This window comes from Spartinivicinus marinus (genome assembly GCF_026309355.1).
GTDB classification, from domain to species: domain Bacteria; phylum Pseudomonadota; class Gammaproteobacteria; order Pseudomonadales; family Zooshikellaceae; genus Spartinivicinus; species Spartinivicinus marinus.
The window spans coordinates 898,586-918,341 of record NZ_JAPJZK010000001.1 but is presented as its reverse complement, the minus strand read 5'-3'; the positions used below and the strand labels follow the sequence as shown (position 1 = coordinate 918,341).

Genomic DNA, 19,756 nt, shown 5'->3' with positions numbered 1-19,756 from the left:
AATAGTGCAGCAAATCACCATTTTAGGCAGTACTGGTTCCATCGGTTGCAGCACGTTAGCTGTCATTAAAGAACACTCTGATAAATACCAGGTATTTGCGCTTGCAGCTAATCAGCAGGTTGATAAGTTATTTCAACAGTGCATGCAGTTTGTGCCTCAATATGCGGTGCTGGCTGATAAGGGCGCTGCGGATCAATTGGCTGAGCGACTCAGATTAGCAGGCTCTACGACAGAGGTATTAGTTGGTAAGGCTGCTTTGGCAGCAGTGGCAGAGGACTCGCAGGTTGACGTGGTAATGGCTGCTATTATGGGGGCAGTCGGCTTACTACCTACACTGGCTGCAGTTAAAGCAGGAAAGAAAGTCCTGCTGGCCAACAAAGAAAGCTTGGTAATGGCCGGTGAGTTGTTTATGGACGCAGTTAAGATGCATAAGGCTACTTTGCTGCCTATTGATAGTGAGCATAATGCTATATTCCAGTGCCTCCCCCATCCTTATCAGTCGTTACCAGAGGCTGGTGTTAGAAGAGTTATTTTGACGGCTTCGGGTGGGCCTTTTCGAATGTTCAGTCATGCTCAGTTAACTGAAGTGACCCCTGAGCAAGCCTGTGCTCACCCTAACTGGTCAATGGGGCAGAAAATCTCTGTTGATTCCGCTTCCATGATGAATAAAGGCTTAGAGTTAATAGAAGCCTGCCACTTATTTGCTATCAAACCCGAGTGGGTTGATGTGGTAATCCACCCACAAAGCATAATTCACTCAATGGTTGACTATATTGATGGCTCAGTCCTAGCTCAAATGGGCAATCCTGATATGTGTACCCCCATTGCTCATGCTCTTGCCTGGCCAGCGCGAATATCAACGGAAGTTAAGCCGCTCAATTTAGTTGAAATAGCCCAGCTTGACTTTTACCCCCCTGATGAGCAGCGTTTTCCTTGTTTGAAGCTGGCTCGGGAAGCTGCTGCAGAGGGTGGGACAGCGCCTGCTATCTTAAATGCAGCTAATGAAGTCGCTGTAGCTGCGTTTTTGGCTGGAACTATTCGCTTTATCGACATTCCACTTATTAATGAGACAGTGCTTACCCGGTTGGAGGTGCAGCCTTCATTTGAACTCGAAAGTGTTTTGGCTGCTGATAGCAAAGCTCGTGAAATAGCCATGACATTGATAAATCAAATGGGTTTATAACATGGAGTTTTTACAGTCAGTATTAGCCTTTATTGTCACTCTGGGTATTTTAGTTACATTTCATGAGTATGGACATTTTTGGGTAGCAAGACGCTGTGGAGTAAAGGTTCATCGATTTTCTTTTGGTTTTGGAAAACCACTCGTTTCATGGTATGACCGCCATGGAACTGAGTTTGCTATTGCTGCCTTTCCTCTAGGAGGGTATGTCAAAATGCTGGATGAAAAGGAAGGTCCAGTTCCTTCTGATCAGCTCCAGTATGCGTTTAATCGTAAGCCTGTTATTCAACGAATAGCAATTATTTTGGCTGGACCGTTAGCTAACTTTTTACTAGCAGTGGTTGCTTTTTGGATTATGTTGATGCTGGGCTTCCAAAGCCTGGTTCCTGTCACTGGAAAAATTGCTGATAAAAGCCTAGCTCAACTGGCAGGTATTGAAAGTGGTTATGAGGTCATCAGTGTTAATAATGAACCTACTCCAACCTGGTATGACTTCAATATCGAGCTGTTACGTTATATTGGGGATACTACTGAGCTTAACGTTCAGTTAAAACAGCATGAGGTGTCTGGTACTCAGTCGTCTGCCAATATTACTAAGACGATTCCAATTACAGACTGGCTGTCAGGCCAGGAGCAGCCAAACCCAGTGTTAAGCTTGGGAATAACACCTTACGCACAGCCTATACCAGCAGTTGTAGATCAGTTGGTGGCAGGAGGGCGAGCAGAAAAAACTGGTTTGCAGTCAGGCGATAAAATTCTAGCGGTTAATGATCAAAAAATTAATGATTGGCGAGAGCTGGTTGAACAAATAAAAAATAATCCTGAGAAAAATATTGCACTACATGTATTAAGAAAAGGCGAAACACAAATTATTAATTTACGTCCTGCGTTTAAGCAACAAGGGGGTAAAAAAATAGGTTTTGCTGGCATAAGTGCTCAGTCTGTAAATACTTCAACTAGTTTAATTAGAACAGTTAAATACTCACCAGTTAAAGCCTTTTTTGGTGCGCTGGATAAAACGTGGTCAATGATAACCTTGACTGTGACGTCTATCAAGAAAATGGTGCTGGGCGATGTCTCAGTTAAAAACTTGAGTGGTCCAATAACCATTGCTAAAGTGGCTAGCAATTCGGCAAAATTAGGCCTGGAAAGTTTTTTAAACTTTTTAGCGCTTGTTAGCATCAGTTTGGGTGTAATTAACTTGTTGCCTGTTCCTGTGCTTGATGGTGGACATTTGTTGTTTTATTTTGTCGAATGGGTAAAAGGAAGTCCTGTCTCAGAAAAAGCACAAGTAATTGGATTACAGATAGGACTCAGCCTAGTTATCGCTATGATGTTTTTAGCTTTTTATAATGACTTAAGTCGTCTGTAAGTTTGGGGGAATCTTTTTTCCATTTAGTTGGAAAAAGTTTCTATTTTCTTTCAATGTCTTGCCGACCCTGGAAGAACTGATTTCATGAAACGTTATTTGTTGTCTTTGTTAGTTGGGTGTGCAGCAATACCCTATGTCGCCCTTGCAGATACTTTTGTGGTATCTGATATAAGAATAAACGGCCTGCAGAGGGTATCTGCTGGTACCGTATTTAACTCAATCCCAGTGGGTGCTGGTGATGAGGTCGATGATCAAACCGTTGTTGAAACGACACGTGCACTATTTAAAACAGGCTATTTTCAGGATATTCGTTTATCCCGAGATGGTAATATTTTAGTGATTAGTGTTGTTGAGCGACCAGCTATTAGCTCAATTGATATTGATGGAAACAAAGCGATTGAAACTAAGAAACTGCTTGAGGGCTTAAAGCAGGCAGGGCTGTCACAAGGTGAGATTTTTCAAAAAGCCACCCTGGAGGCAGTCAGGCTGGAGCTAGAGCGGCAGTATGTTGGCCAAGGCCGTTACGGAGTAAAAGTTAATACTGACGTAGAGCCTTTACCTCGTAACAGGGTTGCTTTGAAGATCAATATTAAAGAAGGTGCTGTTGCTAAAATTAAGCATATCAATATCGTCGGGAATAAAGTCTTTCCTACTGATGACTTGCTGGAGTTATTTGAACTGCAACCTTCGGGTATGTTCTCGTTTTACAGTAATGATGATAAATATTCCCGTGAAAAACTATCAGGTGACTTAGAGCGGCTGCGTTCATACTATTTTGATAGGGGATATGTAAACTTTAATATTGCTTCAACTCAGGTTTCTATTTCACCTGATAAAGAGAAGGTCTACATTACAGTTAATGTTAATGAAGGGAACAAGTTTACTATCAAAGATGTCAAGCTGGCAGGTGACTTAGTTGTACCTGAAACAGAAATGAAGTCTTTGGTCGGTGTTAAGGAAGGACAAACTTTTTCTCGTAAAGAGCTTACTAAAACAGAAGAGCAAATTTTGCAGAGGCTTGGTAATGAGGGTTATACCTTTGCCAATGTGAATACCATTCCACAGCCCCATGACAATAACACTGTATCAATTACGTTTTTTGTCGATCCTGGCAAGCGTACCTACGTGCGTAGAGTTAATTTTGTAGGTAATACTAAAACAGAAGATGAAGTACTGCGCCGAGAAATGCGGCAAATGGAGGGTGCTTGGGCATCAACTGACAAAATTGAGCAATCTCGTACTCGTTTGGAGCGGCTGGGTTACTTTAAACAAGTGAATGTTGAAACACCTGCTGTACCAGGAACCACGGATCAAATTGATGTTAACTATGCAGTTGAAGAACAACCATCTGGTAGCGTTCAGGCTACATTAGGTTTTTCTCAAGGTAGTGGCTTAATTTTAGGTGGTAATATCAGTCAGAGTAACTTTCTGGGAACTGGAAACAAGGTCAACCTTGGCTTAAATACCAGTAAGGTGCGTACACTATACCGCTTTGGTTTTATTGACCCCTACTATACCGTTGATGGTGTAAGCCGTGGCTTTAATGTTTTCTATCGTACGACTGATTTCGAAGAAGCAGATATTTCCAACTACTCAACAGATGTATGGGGTGGTGATGTAACCTTTGGTTATCCAATTTCAGAAACTGAGCGATTAAGTTTTGGTTTTGGTTTGGATAATACTGATGTCAGCACCGGCTCTAATACTGCGCAACAAATTGTTGATTTTATAGATAAGGAAGGCGACAGCTTTTTAAACTACAAGTTTAACCTTGGCTGGAATGAGTCCACCTTAAACCGTGGCATTCTTGCAACAGATGGCTATTCGCAGTCTATTGGCTTGGAGCTGGCGCTACCTGGTAGTGACTTGAAGTTTTATAAGCTTAACTACACGGGGCAGATTTTTACACCTATTACTGAAAAGCTGACATTACACCTGAAAACCAACTTGGGTTATGGCGATAGCTTTGGTGGTACCTCAGAGCTGCCATTCTATGAAAATTATTATGCGGGTGGTTTTGGTTCTGTGCGCGGTTTCAAGAACAATACTCTTGGCCCGAGAGCTGTGCGCAAGGATAATAATGACGATGATCCAATAGGTGGCAATATTTTGGTTGAAGGAACAGCAGAGGTTATCTTCCCTATGCCATTTATAAAAGATCAACGTTCTGTGCGTAGTGCTGTATTTCTGGATGCCGGTAATGTCTTCGATAGTGACTGCGGTGATGACGAAAAGAATTGCAGCAATGCAGACTTTGGTGAGTTACGTTATTCATTAGGCTTCGGTGTCACCTGGATAACAGGCTTGGGGCCTTTAACCTTTAGTTTGGCTAAAGGCTTGAATGCTGACTCAAGTGATGAAACTGAAGTCTTCCAATTTGCGCTGGGACAGTCATTCTAATCTGAAAACAACGTAACTTAGAAGATCGATGGTTTATTGGCCTCTTTGGCAATATTTTGCAGTTACTTTTGGTAAGTATATTCGATAGTAAGTCGCAAAAAATACTATCAAAGAAGCCAGTAGGCCATTAGTGAGCTTGAGTATCCAGAGAGCAGGGGTATTTAGCTACAAAGTATTCAGGTTAGGTTATTTTGTTTACAACGTAGGAGAAAAAGTTTTGGTCAAAAAGCTAATCGGAATGGTGTTTGCCGGGTTTGTGTTTGCTTCATTGGCGCCTGTCACTATGGCTGAAGTTAAAGTAGCTGTAGTGGACTATCAAAAAGCACTTAATCAGTCAGATGCTGCTAAAAAATACTTGAAACAACTAGAAAACAAATTTAGTAGCAAGGTTAACAACTTGAAAAGGTTGGAGGCTGATGCCAAGAGAATTAATGCTAAACTTAAGAAAGATGCTGCTGCCATGAGTAATACTGAGCGTGGCAAATTACAGCTTGAGCTAAAGCGGAAAGCTGAAGACTACCAAATTCAAACTAAAGAATTTCAGGCTGAAAAAAATAAAGCAGATCGCGAGCAGTTTAAAAAGCTAAAGCCAAAGCTGGACAAAGCAATTACAGAAGTGGCAAAAGCAAATGGCTATGATCTTGTTTTAAATCGTGCAACAGCATTCTATATTAATCCAAAACATGATATAACTCTCAAAGTAATCCAGAAACTTAATACCTACCGTTAATACCTCTCTTTATATGGCATCAGAGCGTACTTTTTCCTTGCAAGTTATTGCAGATCACCTTGAGGCAGAGCTTCAAGGTGATCCTAGCTATTTAATCTCAGGAATTGCTACTTTACAGCAAGCAACGTCAAGAGATTTATCTTTTCTAGCAAACCCCACTTACAAGAAATATCTGCCAGATAGCCAAGCAGGTGCAATATTACTTGCACCTGATGAAGCGGATGATTTTGAAGGTAATGCTTTAGTCCTGAATAACCCTTATTTAGGCTATGCTAAAATTTCTCATTGGTTTAGTGTGCAAGCACAGCCAGCAGGTTACATTCATCCCAGCGCGGTTATTGCTAACACTGCAAAAATTGCAAGTTCAGCATCTATTGGTGCTAATGCAGTTGTGGAAGCAGATGTCATCATTGGTGAAAATGTTGCTGTTGGAGCAGGTGTAGTGATTGGCCAAGCCTCTGAAATTGGTGCTGATAGTTATCTTGCCGCCAATGTGACAGTTTGTCATGGTGTTTTAGTAGGTGAGCGAGTGACCATTCATAGTGGTGCTGTTATTGGTGCTGATGGGTTTGGCTTTGCTCACTATAACAATGAGTGGCATAAAATCGCCCAGTTAGGTGGTGTAATTATTGGCAACGACGCAGAAATAGGGGCAAATACGACTATCGATCGAGGCGCATTGGATAATACAGTGATAGGCTGTGGCGTTAAGTTAGATAATCTGATCCAAATTGCCCACAATGTTGTCATTGGAGATAATACTGCAGTTGCAGGCTGTGTTGGTATTTCTGGCAGTACAAAAGTCGGAAAAAACTGTACAATAGCCGGCGGCTCGGGTTTAGCTGGCCACTTGACTATTGCAGATAATGTCCATATCACCGCAATGGCGCTAGTCACCAAATCAATTCGTGAGCCAGGCTCATACTCTTCTGGGGCGGGTAGCTCAATGCCTACCGCAGAATGGAAAAAGCTTGTGGTTCGCTATCGTCAGCTGGATAAGTTGGCCAAGCGAATTAAAACACTAGAGCAACAGCTAAGCGCTGGCGCTTAACCCAATTACCATCCAGCTGAAAATCAAGTTAGGTTAACGTTGAAAATGATGCGCGTTGAAGAAATTAAAGAGTTTTTGCCTCAAAGGTATCCGTTTTTGTTGGTTGACCGGGTGGTTGATCTAGATCTGGATGCTAAAACCATTAAGTGCTACAAAAATGTTTCAGTAAATGAAGATTTCTTCAATGGTCACTTCCCGCAGCATCCGATAATGCCTGGTGTACTTATTGTTGAGGCGATGGCTCAGGCGGCAGGTATTTTAGGGTTTAAAATGAGTGGTAAACAGCGAGAAGATAACCATGTGTATTATTTCGCTGGCGCTGATAAAGTAAGATTCAAGCAGCCTGTTGTACCTGGTGATCAACTGGTATTAAACGCTACCTATAAAACAGAAAAGCGTGGTATATGGAAGTTTTATTGTGAAGCTGTAGTTGATGGAAAAATGGTGAGTTCCGCTGAAATAACTTGTGCAAAAAAGGAACTCTAGTTTTGATTGATTCACGAGCTGTCATTGACCCCAAAGCAAAAGTAGCAGAGGGTGTTGAGGTTGGACCCTGGAGTTACATCGGGCCGGAAGTTGAAATTGGACCTGGTTCAATTATTCATTCCCATGTTGTCATTAAAGGACCCACCCGGATTGGCAAGAATAACCGAATCTTTCAATTTGCCTCAGTTGGTGAAGATTGTCAGGACAAAAAATATCAAGGTGAGCCGACTCGCCTGGAAATTGGTGATAATAATATTATTCGAGAAGGCTGTACTATTCATAGAGGTACTGTTCAGGATAATAGTGTCACCATCATTGGTAACAACAATTTATTCATGGCTTATGTTCATGTGGGCCATGACAGTGTTATCGAAGATGATTGTATTTTCGCAAATAATGCAGCAATTGCTGGCCATGTTAAAGTAGGGCGTGGGGCAATTTTAGGTGGCTATACCACTGTACATCAGTTTTGTCTGGTAGGTGCTTATAGTATGTCTGCTGCTCATACTGCGGTATTTAAAGATATGCCTGCCTTTGTAATGGTGAGTGGAAACCCGGCTGAAGCCCATGGAATGAATTTTGAGGGTATGCGACGCAGGCAGTATTCACCAGAGCTGATTAAAATACTTCGGCAAGCCTATAAAGTGGTGTATCGACAAGGGCTCACTTTAGATGAAGCCTTGGCGAAGCTGTTAGTGCTGGAAAAGGGCTATGCTGAGGTATCTGTATTCATAAAGTCACTCCAGGCCTCAACTCGGGGAATCACCCGGTAAACTATGACAGACCTGAACTATCCATTTTATCAAGGCCCCTTGCGAGTCGGGATTGTGGCTGGTGAAGCCTCTGGTGATATTTTGGGGGCGAGTTTAATTAAGTCATTAAAAAAGCGCTTCCCAACGGCCGTATTTGAGGGTATCGGTGGTCCGTTAATGGAAGCGGAAGGTTTCCGTAGTCATGTGCCTATGGAGCGCCTTTCTGTTATGGGACTGGTTGAAGTACTTGGCCGGTTGCGGGAACTGCTAGGTGTGCGTAAACAGCTGTTCAATTATTTTACTCAAACGCCGCCGCACATCTTTATCGGTATAGATGCACCTGACTTTAATCTAGAACTTGAGTATAAGCTAAAGCAGGCTGGTATCACTACTGTCCACTATGTCAGTCCTTCAGTGTGGGCTTGGCGTCAAGGGCGAGTCAAGAAAATTGCTCAGTCAGTGGATCACATGCTGACTTTACTGCCATTTGAGGCTGCTTTTTATCAGCAATACCAAGTACCTGTTACCTTCGTTGGACACCCGTTAGCGGATGAAATTCCTCTTCAAAGTGATCAGGCTGCAGCTAGACAGCAATTACAATTACCAGCCAATGATCCTGTAATTGCACTATTGCCTGGTAGTCGTGGTTCAGAAATAAAACAGTTGGGTCAGTTGTTTTTAGCTACTTTTCAGCGGTGTTTAGAGCAGTATCCGAGTGCTAGTGCCGTGCTACCTTGTGCTAATGATGCCAGAAAAAAACAGCTCGAAGCACTGCTTAATTTATCAGAAAATGCAGCCGTTAAAAATCGAGTAAAGCTGATTGATGGGCAAGCGGATCAGGCAATGGTTGCTGCAGATACTGTGTTAGTAGCCTCTGGTACCGCGACTTTGCAAGGCATGTTATTGAAAAGGCCTATGGTAATGGCTTATCGACTAGCCCCCATCACTTATCAGGTTTTACGCTGGTTAGTAAAAGCACCTTATGTCGCGCTGCCTAATTTACTAGCAGAACGACAGGTGATGCCAGAGTTTATTCAAACAGCAGCCACTGTCGAGAATTTAGCACAAGCTACTTTAGCAAATCTGGCTGGTAGTAATGATTGGGTGCAAACGGAAGCATTGTTTTTAAAGCTTCATCAAGAGTTACGTTGCCAAGCTAGTGAAAAGGCAGCCCATGTGGTTAGTCAGATGATAGCGGATCAATTTATAAAATGAGTCACTTTGAAGTAAGCTGGGAAGTTAATCAGAATCAATTAATTGCTGGTGTTGATGAGGTAGGCAGAGGTCCGTTATGTGGTGCTGTAGTCACTGCAGCTGTGATTTTAGATCCTAGTCAACCCATTGAAGGTTTAAATGATTCCAAAAAACTGACTGATAAAAAGCGTGATCAACTCTTTGACGTTATTCAGCAGCGAGCCTTAGCATGGCATATTGGTCGGGCAGAGGTTGAAGAAATTGATCAGCTCAATATTTTACATGCCACTATGCTGGCAATGCAGCGAGCAGTGTTAGGCTTGTCGGTTAAGCCAGAACTTGTACTTATTGATGGTAATCGTTGTCCAGAGCTTCCTTATCCTAGTCAGGCTGTTGTTAAAGGTGATTCTCAAGTGCAGGCTATTGCTGCAGCATCCATTTTGGCCAAAGTGACTCGGGACAGGGAAATGCTTGTGTTGGATCAGCAGTATCCTGGCTATGGTTTAGCTAAGCATAAAGGCTATCCTACTAAAGCACATTTGGCGGCTCTTGAAAAACAGGGGGTAGCACCTATTTATCGGCGCTCATTTAAGCCTGTCCAAAGACTACTGGAAAGCTAAATCCCTGCTACCAGTTAAAGTTATTTTTGTGGCTGCTGAAATGGTTGGGTCAAGGTGGTGCATCCAAGGCTAAATGAGCTTGATTTTGCCAAAGTTGTAAGTACTCCTCTAATAGCTCTTTTTCTAAACGAGTATTTTTTTGGCTTTGAATAAAGTCACTCAAGTGTTTTGTCAGGTTGTTTTCAAGGCAGGGAGACTTTAAAGCAAAGGTATAATATAAAGGCTCGGAGTTAATATAATTAGTGAAATGACGTATTTCTTGGTTAATTCCCATAGCTTTTGCATAGGCAAGACCGGGGTAAAGTTCATAGACTACATAGTCTGCCCGCTTAGCAAGTAAGAGTTTAAAAGCAATTTCTAAGGATCGGACACCATAAAGGGCTAAGTGATCCTGAGCATACTGGTCAAATTTTTGGCCAAAACTGTTGTTTATTAAAGTTGCACCACGCTTATTTTTAAGGTCACTCCAGCGTTTAAATTTAAAGCCTTTGCCATTGGCTACAAATACAACATTAGCAACCTGTGTATATGCAGGCTTAACATATTCCATATAAGTAGTGCGTTCAACAGTTAGAAAGGCACCTGCCAGCATATCCAGCTCATTGGCTTTGATTTTTGCTTGGGCTCGGGACCAAGGGCCAACATAAATGGCATCAATGGCTATATCTAAACCTTCTACTGCTCGCTTTAGCAGGGCAATACTAACCCCTGTCAACTGCTTAGGGTTGGTTCTATCTCGCCACAATAATGGTGGGTATTCTGGGTTGCCTGATACTTTAATTCGGGAGCAGTGAGCAACAGACTGACTGGAAATACTTATTAAAGTCAGCACAACAATCAGGCAAACTAGTCGGTGTTGTAATATTTGTTGTGGACTAGGGCAAAGCATTAGTGTGACTCTACATGGCTTTCGATTTTGTTGTATTGCACGTGACTGATAATGAAAACACACTTTTTTGTTAGGTGCGAGTCTTTTGCAAATAAACCAATGAGTGGGCTGTTTTGATAGAGTCTGCAAGCTCTTTGAGAGTAGAAGAAATATTCGGGCTAGTAAATAAATTGGGGTTTTATAAAATAGCTGAACTGTTATGTTGTGAAAATACAAAACTCAGTTGACTATCAGGTCATTAGTTAAACTTACTTAGCCAAATTCATTATAGCCGCAAAAGATTTTATGTTTAGTCACTTAGGCTTTAGAGGACTCCATGTCTAATAACGCGCCAAATTTTGTTCATCTGCGATTACATACAGAGTATTCACTGATTGATGGCATTGTAAAAATTAAGCCTTTGATTGCTGAAACAGCAGCTAAAGGAATGCCGGCTGTTGCTGTGACAGATCAAATGAATTTGTATGCTTTAGTTAAGTTTTATAAAGCTGCGTTGGCTTCAGGGATTAAGCCTATCTGTGGTGTAGATATTTGGCTGGAAAATGAAGAAGCCGATGCTTCTCCATTACCAATGTTGCTATTAATACAAAATAAAGAAGGGTATCGTAATTTAACGGAACTGATTTCACAGGCTTATCAAACCAACCAGCATCATGACAAAGCCATAATCAAAAAGGATTGGCTTAAGGGTAAGTCGGCAGGATTAATTGCCATTTCTGGGGGCAAGCTCAGTGAGATTGGTTGTGCGCTACTGGCTGGCCATCAGCAGCAAGCTGAGTCAATAGTTAAAGAGTGGCAGGCAATTTTTCCTGATCGTTTTTATTTAGAGCTACAACGGACTGGGCGCGAAAATGATGAAGAATATTTACATGCTGCGGTAGCGCTGGCTGAAATTTGCCACTGTCCTGTTGTTGCAACCAATGATGTCCGTTTTTTACATCAAGAAGACTTTGATGCTCATGAGGCAAGGGTGTGTATTGGTGAGAGCAGAGTATTAGACGACCCCCGTCGTCCGCGACGGTACAGTGAACAACAGTATTTGCGCTCTCCTGAGGAAATGGCTGAGATTTTTGCTGATATTCCAGAAGCGCTGACCAATACAGTAGAAATTGCCAAACGTTGTACCATTGAGGTGCAGCTAGGTAAGTATTTCTTGCCAGAATATCCGGTGCCAGAAGGTAAAACCATGGATCAGTTTTTCCGTGAGTTTTCCCGTCAAGGGCTTGAAGAGCGTTTGGCTTTAACTTTAGATCCATCCACGCCAGACTATGAAAACCTGCACCAGCAGTATATTGATCGACTTAATTTCGAACTGGATATTATCCTACAGATGGGATTTCCCGGTTATTTCTTAATCGTGATGGACTTTATTCAGTGGGCGAAAAATAACGGCGTACCGGTAGGCCCTGGGCGAGGTTCGGGTGCAGGCTCGTTGGTGGCCTATGCTCAGAAAATTACTGATCTCGATCCATTAGAATATGACTTGCTATTTGAGCGGTTTTTGAATCCAGAGCGGGTGTCGATGCCTGACTTTGACGTTGACTTCTGTATGGATGGCCGGGACCGGGTCATTGATTATGTCGCGCAAAACTATGGTCGGGATGCAGTTTCCCAAATTATCACTTTTGGAACCATGGCTGCGAAAGCAGTAGTGCGAGATGTGGCAAGGGTGCAAGGTAAGTCCTATGGGTTAGCGGATAAACTGTCTAAAATGATTCCCTTCGAAGTAGGGATGACGTTATCTAAAGCCTATGAGCAAGAAGAAACCATTCGAGAGTTTTTAGCTGGCGATGAAGCCGCTCAAGAAATTTGGGAGATGGCCCTTAAGCTGGAAGGGACAACCCGTAATGTAGGGAAGCATGCTGGTGGTGTAGTGATTGCACCAACTAAACTCACAGACTTTGCTCCCCTTTATTGTGATGAAGAAGGTCATGGCTTAGTTACTCAGTTTGATAAAGATGATGTTGAGCAGGCTGGGTTGGTTAAGTTCGACTTTTTGGGGTTAAGAACCCTCACCATTATTGATTGGGCATTAGAAACAATTAATAAGCGTCGGGCGATTAGAAGTGAAGCACCCATTGATATTAGCCAGATAAATTTAGGCGATGAGTTAGTATTTAAATTGCTGCAGCGAGCGGAAACAACGGCAGTGTTTCAGCTTGAGTCCCGTGGGATGAAAGAACTGATTAAGCGTCTATTGCCTAGCTGTTTTGAAGATATTATCGCATTGGTAGCATTGTTTCGGCCAGGACCACTTCAGTCAGGGATGGTGGATGACTTTATTAATCGTAAGCATGGCCGTGCTACCGTCGAATATCCCCACCCTGATTTGGAACCAGTATTATCCAACACGTATGGTGTAATCCTATATCAGGAACAGGTTATGCAGATTGCCCAGGTGCTGGCTAATTACTCTTTAGGCCAGGCTGATATGCTTCGTCGAGCTATGGGTAAGAAAAAACCTGAAGAAATGGCCAAACAGCGGGAAATATTTAATAAGGGTGCATCGGACAATCACATTCCTGCAGAACAAGCGACTTATATTTTTGATTTGATGGAAAAGTTCGCAGGCTATGGATTTAACAAGTCTCACTCAGCTGCTTATGCGCTAGTTTCTTATCAAACAGCCTGGCTGAAAGCCTATTTCCCAGCAGAATTTATGGCTGCGGTGTTGTCTTCAGATATTCATAATACTGATAAAGTGGTGATTCTGATTGAAGAATGCCGCTCGATGAAGCTGAATATTACACCACCCAATGTGAATATCAGTGAATATAAATTTATCGTGAGCGATCAGGATGACATCGTTTATGGTTTAGGGGCAATTAAAGGCGTTGGAGAAGGCCCGATTGAAGCCATAGTTGAAGCACGAAAAGCTGGTGGTGCTTTTAAGGATCTATTTGATTTTTGTAAACGCATAGATGGTAAAAAAATTAATAAACGGGTGATGGAAGCTCTTGTACGTTCAGGGGCTTTGGACCGACTGGGCCCAGCTCGATATCAGGAAAAGGCATTGCTAGGTAAAAATCGAGCTGTCTTGTTCGCTGCTATGGAAGATGCGTTAAAAGCAGCTGATCAAGAAGCAAAAAGCCAGGACAGTGGTCATGGTGACTTGTTTGGTGAGCTAATAGCTGAAACTGAGCAAGACTGTTATGAGTATTACTATAACACCTATGAGTGGCCTGATAACCAGCGCTTGTTAGGAGAAAAAGAAACCCTTGGGCTGTATTTAACTGGTCACCCCATAGATCAGTATGAGTCTGAAATTAGACACATTATCAGAAATCGCATTGTTGATTTAAGACCAGCCCGAGAAAGCCAGTACATTGCAGGATTGATCGTTGCTTTGCGAGTCATGCGTAACAAGCGTGGCCAGAAAATGGCCTTTATCACTTTGGATGATCGTACTGCAAGAATTGAGGTCTCTGTATTCTCAGATCAATTTGAACAGTATCAGCAGCAACTGGAAAAAGATGCGTTAGTTATTGTAGAAGGTGAAGTGAGTCATGATGACTACACTAATAACCTGAAAGTACGTGCTAAATCGTTAGCTAATTTAACGGAAGCACGCAGCAAATATGCACGACAGCTTCAGTTAGTAATTTCAGAGCAAGCCTTTAAGCCAGGTTTTGTAGAGAATTTGGCTACCCTGTTGGCAGAATATAAAGGGCAGCTACCCATTACCATTGAATACCAAAAACCTGATGCGAAGGCTAAATTGATATTGTCTGATCAATGGTGGATAGCCCCAACTGATGAGCTAATTCAAGCGCTGAAAAAACAGTATGGAAAAAATTCAGTTGAGTTGCAGTATGGATAATTTGTTAAATGATAAAACAGGTCTATTGTGTCACTGCACTCGACTAAGTAGTCACAATCACGTATCTTATGCTCCTTTTTAGTTGGGCATAATCCGTTAGCAGCCACCGTAATAGTAAGGCAAGAATTACGACTATGAACCCCCAATACCTAGACTTTGAGCAGCCGATTGCAGAGCTGGAAGCCAAAATAGAAAGCCTAAGTTCAACTGAGCAGAACAGCAGTTATGATATTGATATTGCTGAAGAAATAGAAAAGCTTAAGACTAAAAGTAAGTCGCTGACTCAGCAGGTTTTCAGCAAGTTAACCGCTTGGCAACGAGCGCAAATCGCTCGTCACCCTCAGCGGCCATATACTCTCGATTATGTTGAGTATATTTTTAATGATTTTGATGAGTTACATGGTGATCGTAAGTTTGCAGATGACCAGTCAATTGTAGGCGGTATTGGTAGACTGGAAAATCAGCCTGTGATGATTATTGGTCATCAAAAAGGCCGCGATGTAAAGGATAAAGTACGCCGCAACTTTGGTATGCCAAAGCCAGAAGGTTATCGAAAAGCATGCCGGTTAATGGAGCTAGCGGAGCGGTTTAAAATACCTGTATTGACGTTTATTGATACACCAGGTGCCTATCCTGGTATTGATGCAGAAGAGCGGGGTCAAAGTGAGGCCATTGCTTATAACCTGGCGGTAATGTCCCGCTTGAAAACACCGATTATTTCTACGGTGATAGGAGAAGGGGGCTCAGGTGGTGCATTGGCAGTAGGTGTGTGTGATCACTTAATGATGCTGCAATACTCTACTTATTCGGTTATATCACCAGAAGGTTGTGCCTCTATTTTATGGAAAAGCGCTGAAAAAGCAGCCGATGCAGCTGAGGCAATGGGGATCACCGCTGACCGTTTATTAGAGCTTGGTTTTGTCGACAGGCTAATTCCAGAACCATTAGGTGGTGCTCATCGGGATCCTGTGCAGATTGCGGCTAGTATTAAAGAGTCGCTGATTAAAGAGTTAGATGTGTTAAAGCGTCACTCAATTGAAGAGCTACTGGATTTACGGTACAAACGTCTGATGTCGTATGGCTCGTTTGGCCAGTAACAGCCTAATATTCTCTAACAAAAAGCCGACTCTTTAGTCGGCTTTTTAGTGTTGCCATTTTATTAAACTAATAACGTATAAAACGTCATGGACCTGCCACAGTTATACTGTCAAAAACTGGAGCGCTTGTTAGCTGACTATTCGCCCACTCGGCTGGTAGTGGCTTTTAGTGGAGGCTTAGATTCAACTGTTTTATTGAGTTTAACCTGCCGTTTTGCTGCTCAATATCAATTACCTTTAGTTGCTCTTCATGTTAATCATGGCTTAAGCCCTAATGCCAAACAGTGGGAAAAGCATTGCCAAAGGCTGGCTACTCAATTGGGTTGTGATTTTGTCGTAAGGCAGGTTGAGGTTAGGTCTACTGGTAACGGCATTGAGGAGGCTGCAAGGGCAGAGAGATATCAGGCTTTCGAAGTATTTTTAGAGGCAACTGATGTATTACTGTTAGGGCATCATTTGCAAGATCAGTTGGAAACGCTGTTATTTCGTTTCTGTCGTGGTTCAGGCGTTTCTGGTTTAGCTGGGATGCCTAGCAGTCGTATGATTGGTAAAGCCCGGCTATTCCGGCCTTTGTTGAAGTATACCAAAACTGATTTACTCCATTACGCCCAGCAGCATCAATTAATCTGGGTGGAAGATGAGTCTAATGAGACACTGGATTTTAGTCGTAACTTTTTGCGGCATGAGATTTTGCCCAAGCTGGAATGTCACTGGCCGAATTTATATCGCCAACTAATAGGCACCCAAGGGCATTGTCAGGATGCAGCCAGTATTCTGGAGGATATGGCCCAGCTAGACTATCAGACTACACAGGTTAGCCCGCCTGCACACTGGCGTCAGGGATTATCGATTCTGCCACTCAGCTGCCAACACCTACTAAAGCTACCTTCCCCCAGGCGACATAATTTAATCCGCTACTGGCTAAAATTTGTAGATATTAATATCACTCGGCCACTGCTGTTGGAGATTGAAAACTCGCTGCTAATGGCCGCAGAGGATGCAATGCCAACAATTGTCGTTGGTAGTGGTAAGGGAGCATTGAAGCGTTTTCAAGATTGCTTATTTTTCTTGCCTGATAGCTTGACTAGGTGGTTACCCATCAGCCAGCAGGTGGCGTGGGATTGGCAGCAGCATGAAACTATTGAGCTAGTGGGAAATGGTCAGTTGCGTTGCAATCAGGTTGGCAATGAAGTTAGTACAGCCAGTCTAAAGGGGAGACCCCTGACGATGGCTTATCGTGAGCAACTGTCTCTAGATAAGTTTGCTGTCGCGGGGCGTCAGGGGCGTAAAACATTAAAGCGTTGGTTTCAGGAATATCAAGTGCCACCCTGGTTGCGCGAGCGTTGGCCATTACTATTTGTAGATAACGAGCTGGTGGTGATTCCAGGCCTACTGGTTAATCAAGCCTTTACTTGTGATGGGGGAGAGCAGGGGTTGTCTTTTCAGTGGGAGCTTTAGCATACACTGTTACTCCATATCCTCTAGGTTTTGTGGCGCCGTCAAAAAGTCACAGCTAAAACAACGATAAATTGAGGTTGTAAGTAGATTCTGGTATTCTGACGTCCCATCTTGTGATGACCAGTCAACCTTCCACATCTAATGGTCATAAACCGCTAACATTAACTAACTTCTGCAGGTTTTTCATGACGCGCTACATATTCGTCACTGGTGGTGTTGTTTCTTCATTGGGAAAAGGCATCGCGTCAGCATCTCTGGCGGCCATACTGGAAGCTCGTGGTTTAAATGTCACGATGCTCAAATTAGACCCCTATATTAATGTCGATCCGGGAACAATGAGCCCATACCAGCATGGTGAGGTGTTTGTTACCGAAGATGGTGCTGAAACCGATTTAGACCTGGGGCATTACGAGCGGTTTATTCGTACTACGATGACTCGTAATAACAACTTCACCACTGGTCGTATCTATCAGGATGTACTCCGCAAAGAACGGCGTGGTGATTACTTGGGTGGCACGGTTCAAGTGATTCCCCATATTACTGACGAAATAAAACGGCGGGTCATTAAAGGTGCTGGTGATGCGGATATTGCCTTAGTGGAAATTGGTGGTACGGTGGGTGATATTGAGTCCCAACCATTCCTCGAAGCAATTCGTCAGCTAAAAGTGGAGCTAGGCCAGGATAGAGCTTTATTAATGCACTTAACACTGGTGCCATATATTGCAACTGCCGGAGAAACCAAAACTAAACCAACTCAGCACTCTGTCAAAGAGCTACGCTCCATTGGCTTACAGCCAGATATTTTAGTATGTCGTTCTGATCACCACATAGATTCTGGCTCAAGACGCAAAATCGCATTGTTTACCAACGTTGAAGAGCGAGCGGTAATTGCTTTGGAAGATGCAGATTCTATTTATAAAATTCCTCGTATGCTGCATAAACAAGGGTTGGATGACATTATTGTTGATCGTTTTCGAATTGACTGTCAGCCTGCCGATTTAAGTGAGTGGGATGCTGTGGTTGAGGCAGAAACTAGCTCAGAGCGTGAAGTGACGATTGCGATGATTGGCAAGTATATGGACTTGCTTGATGCTTACAAGTCACTCATTGAAGCAATGAAACACGCAGGGCTGAAAACCCACACCAAGGTGAGGCTGGTTTATATTGACTCTGAGCAGCTAGAAACTGAAGGCTTAGATGCTTTGGCTGAGGTGGATGGCATTTTAGTACCTGGTGGCTTTGGCCAACGAGGGGTTGAGGGCAAAATTAAAGCGGTACAGTATGCCCGGGAAAATAAAATCCCTTATTTAGGTATATGTTTAGGTATGCAAGTAGCGGTTATTGAGTTTGCGCGTCATGTGGCGGGCTTAACGGGTGCGCATAGCTCGGAGTTTGATAAAACCACTCAGCATCCAGTGGTAGGTTTGATTACCGAATGGACAACAGCTGAAGGAGAAGTAGAAACCCGCAGTGATGATTCTGACTTGGGTGGTACCATGCGTTTAGGTGCTCAAGCTTGTCAGTTGAAACCTAATTCGAAAGCTCATCAGGCTTACGGTAAGGATGTTATTCTTGAGCGTCACCGTCACCGCTACGAAGTGAATGATAATTTCGTGGAGCAGCTTGAAGCGGCTGGTTTGGTAATTTCCGGGCGCTCAGTAGACAACGCTTTGGTTGAAATGATTGAAGTGCCTGATCACCCCTGGTTTGTTGCTTGTCAGTTTCATCCTGAATTTACCTCAACGCCTAGAGACGGACATGGCTTGTTTACTGACTTTGTAAAAGCGACTTTAACGAATAAAGCTTCAAAATAAAGCTAAGCACATAGGTTCTAAAACAGTTGAGATAATATATGAGCCAGAAGATTATTAAGATTGGCAATATTCAGGTGGCTAATCACCTGCCTTTTGTTTTATTTGGTGGCGTTAATGTGCTGGAATCTCGTGACCTAGCGATGACAGCTGCCGAACATTTTGTCAAAGTAACAGAAAAGCTAGGCATTCCTTATGTCTTTAAAGGCTCATTTGATAAAGCCAATCGCTCGTCTATGCACTCCTATCGGGGGCCGGGTTTAGAGGGCGGGCTTAAAATATTACAGGAAGTAAAAGATACCTTTAAGGTGCCTGTTATTACTGATGTCCATGAGCCATATCAAGCGGCACCTACGGCAGAAGTAGCAGATGTTATTCAACTACCTGCTTTCTTATCCAGGCAAACTGACTTAGTGGTTGCCATGGCGAAAACCGACGCTGTTATAAATATCAAAAAAGCGCAGTTTTTAGCACCTCATGAAATGAAGCATATTCTCACTAAATGTAAGGAAGCAGGTAATGATCAGCTGATGCTATGTGAGCGAGGCACCATGTTTGGTTACAACAACCTAGTGGTAGATACCTTAGGCTTTGGTTTGATGAAAGCGATGAACTACCCCGTTATTTTTGATGTAACTCATGCCTTACAGCGGCCTGGCGGGCGAGCTGACTCGGCAGATGGGCGTCGCAGTCAGGTTAATGAGTTGGCTAAAGCAGGGATGGCAACAGGGTTGGCAGGGTTATTTTTAGAAACCCATCCAGATCCCAATCAGGCAAAATGTGATGGGCCTTGCGCACTAAAACTTGATAAATTACAGCCTTTCTTAGAACAACAAAAAGCACTTGATGAGCTGGTAAAAAGCTTTCCTGAAATTGATATTGAATAATTTGCTTAG

General features: G+C 42.9%; 15 protein-coding genes. 14 read left to right on the top strand and 1 reads right to left on the bottom strand.

Features of this window, described 5'->3' with window-relative positions:
• Positions 1 to 4 precede the first annotated feature (4 nt).
• The 9 genes from ispC to rnhB all read left to right on the top strand — a co-directional run bounded on the left by ispC (position 5) and on the right by rnhB (position 9,785).
• Positions 5 to 1,183 carry a 1-deoxy-D-xylulose-5-phosphate reductoisomerase gene (ispC, locus tag OQE68_RS04400; RefSeq protein WP_180567354.1) on the top strand — a complete coding sequence of 393 codons (1,179 nt, stop codon included), beginning with the start codon at positions 5 to 7 and terminating at the stop codon, positions 1,181 to 1,183.
• 1 nt (position 1,184) lies between these two features.
• Positions 1,185 to 2,552 (top strand): RIP metalloprotease RseP, encoded by a 1,368-nt coding sequence (gene rseP, locus OQE68_RS04395; protein WP_180567355.1) that lies wholly within the window; start codon positions 1,185 to 1,187, stop codon positions 2,550 to 2,552.
• A gap of 84 nt (positions 2,553 to 2,636) precedes the next feature.
• Positions 2,637 to 4,952 (top strand): outer membrane protein assembly factor BamA, encoded by a 2,316-nt coding sequence (gene bamA / locus OQE68_RS04390; RefSeq protein ID WP_180567356.1) that lies wholly within the window; start codon positions 2,637 to 2,639, stop codon positions 4,950 to 4,952.
• Between the two features lie 217 nt (positions 4,953 to 5,169).
• Positions 5,170 to 5,682: an OmpH/Skp family outer membrane protein gene (locus tag OQE68_RS04385; RefSeq protein WP_219339942.1), complete on the top strand. Its 513-nt coding sequence runs from the start codon at positions 5,170 to 5,172 to the stop codon at positions 5,680 to 5,682.
• A gap of 13 nt (positions 5,683 to 5,695) precedes the next feature.
• The gene (lpxD, locus tag OQE68_RS04380) at positions 5,696 to 6,733 is read left to right on the top strand and encodes a UDP-3-O-(3-hydroxymyristoyl)glucosamine N-acyltransferase (protein ID WP_180567357.1); all 1,038 of its coding nucleotides are present in this window, start codon (positions 5,696 to 5,698) and stop codon (positions 6,731 to 6,733) included.
• 45 nt (positions 6,734 to 6,778) lie between these two features.
• Complete coding sequence (gene fabZ / locus OQE68_RS04375) at positions 6,779 to 7,219, top strand: 3-hydroxyacyl-ACP dehydratase FabZ (RefSeq protein WP_180567358.1); 441 nt, start codon at positions 6,779 to 6,781, stop codon at positions 7,217 to 7,219.
• A gap of 2 nt (positions 7,220 to 7,221) precedes the next feature.
• Complete coding sequence (gene lpxA, locus OQE68_RS04370) at positions 7,222 to 7,992, top strand: acyl-ACP--UDP-N-acetylglucosamine O-acyltransferase (protein ID WP_180567359.1); 771 nt, start codon at positions 7,222 to 7,224, stop codon at positions 7,990 to 7,992.
• A 3-nt stretch (positions 7,993 to 7,995) separates the two neighbouring features.
• Complete coding sequence (gene lpxB, locus OQE68_RS04365) at positions 7,996 to 9,186, top strand: lipid-A-disaccharide synthase (RefSeq protein WP_180567360.1); 1,191 nt, start codon at positions 7,996 to 7,998, stop codon at positions 9,184 to 9,186.
• The gene (rnhB, locus tag OQE68_RS04360; protein ID WP_180567361.1) at positions 9,183 to 9,785 is read left to right on the top strand and encodes a ribonuclease HII; all 603 of its coding nucleotides are present in this window, start codon (positions 9,183 to 9,185) and stop codon (positions 9,783 to 9,785) included. Before lpxB ends, rnhB begins: the two co-directional genes overlap by 4 nt.
• Before the next feature lie 49 nt (positions 9,786 to 9,834).
• Here rnhB and OQE68_RS04355 read toward each other — a convergent pair whose 3' ends face one another.
• Positions 9,835 to 10,674, bottom strand: a complete 840-nt coding sequence (locus OQE68_RS04355; protein WP_180567362.1) for a substrate-binding periplasmic protein — start codon at positions 10,672 to 10,674, stop codon at positions 9,835 to 9,837.
• Positions 10,675 to 10,990: 316 nt separating this feature from the next.
• Here OQE68_RS04355 and dnaE point away from each other — a divergent pair, with 316 nt between their 5' ends.
• The 5 genes from dnaE (at position 10,991) to kdsA (ending at position 19,747) form a co-directional block, all read left to right on the top strand.
• Positions 10,991 to 14,494, top strand: a complete 3,504-nt coding sequence (gene dnaE, locus OQE68_RS04350) for a DNA polymerase III subunit alpha (protein ID WP_180567363.1) — start codon at positions 10,991 to 10,993, stop codon at positions 14,492 to 14,494.
• Positions 14,495 to 14,628: 134 nt separating this feature from the next.
• A complete protein-coding gene (locus OQE68_RS04345) occupies positions 14,629 to 15,591 on the top strand; it encodes an acetyl-CoA carboxylase carboxyltransferase subunit alpha (protein ID WP_180567364.1) in 963 nt (320 codons plus the stop codon).
• An 87-nt stretch (positions 15,592 to 15,678) separates the two neighbouring features.
• Positions 15,679 to 17,049 (top strand): tRNA lysidine(34) synthetase TilS, encoded by a 1,371-nt coding sequence (gene tilS / locus OQE68_RS04340; protein ID WP_180567365.1) that lies wholly within the window; start codon positions 15,679 to 15,681, stop codon positions 17,047 to 17,049.
• 185 nt (positions 17,050 to 17,234) lie between these two features.
• On the top strand, positions 17,235 to 18,863 hold the full coding sequence (pyrG, locus tag OQE68_RS04335) for a CTP synthase (RefSeq protein WP_180567366.1): 1,629 nt from the start codon (positions 17,235 to 17,237) through the stop codon (positions 18,861 to 18,863).
• A 38-nt stretch (positions 18,864 to 18,901) separates the two neighbouring features.
• Complete coding sequence (kdsA, locus tag OQE68_RS04330) at positions 18,902 to 19,747, top strand: 3-deoxy-8-phosphooctulonate synthase (protein ID WP_180567367.1); 846 nt, start codon at positions 18,902 to 18,904, stop codon at positions 19,745 to 19,747.
• The last annotated feature ends 9 nt before the right edge of the window (positions 19,748 to 19,756 follow it).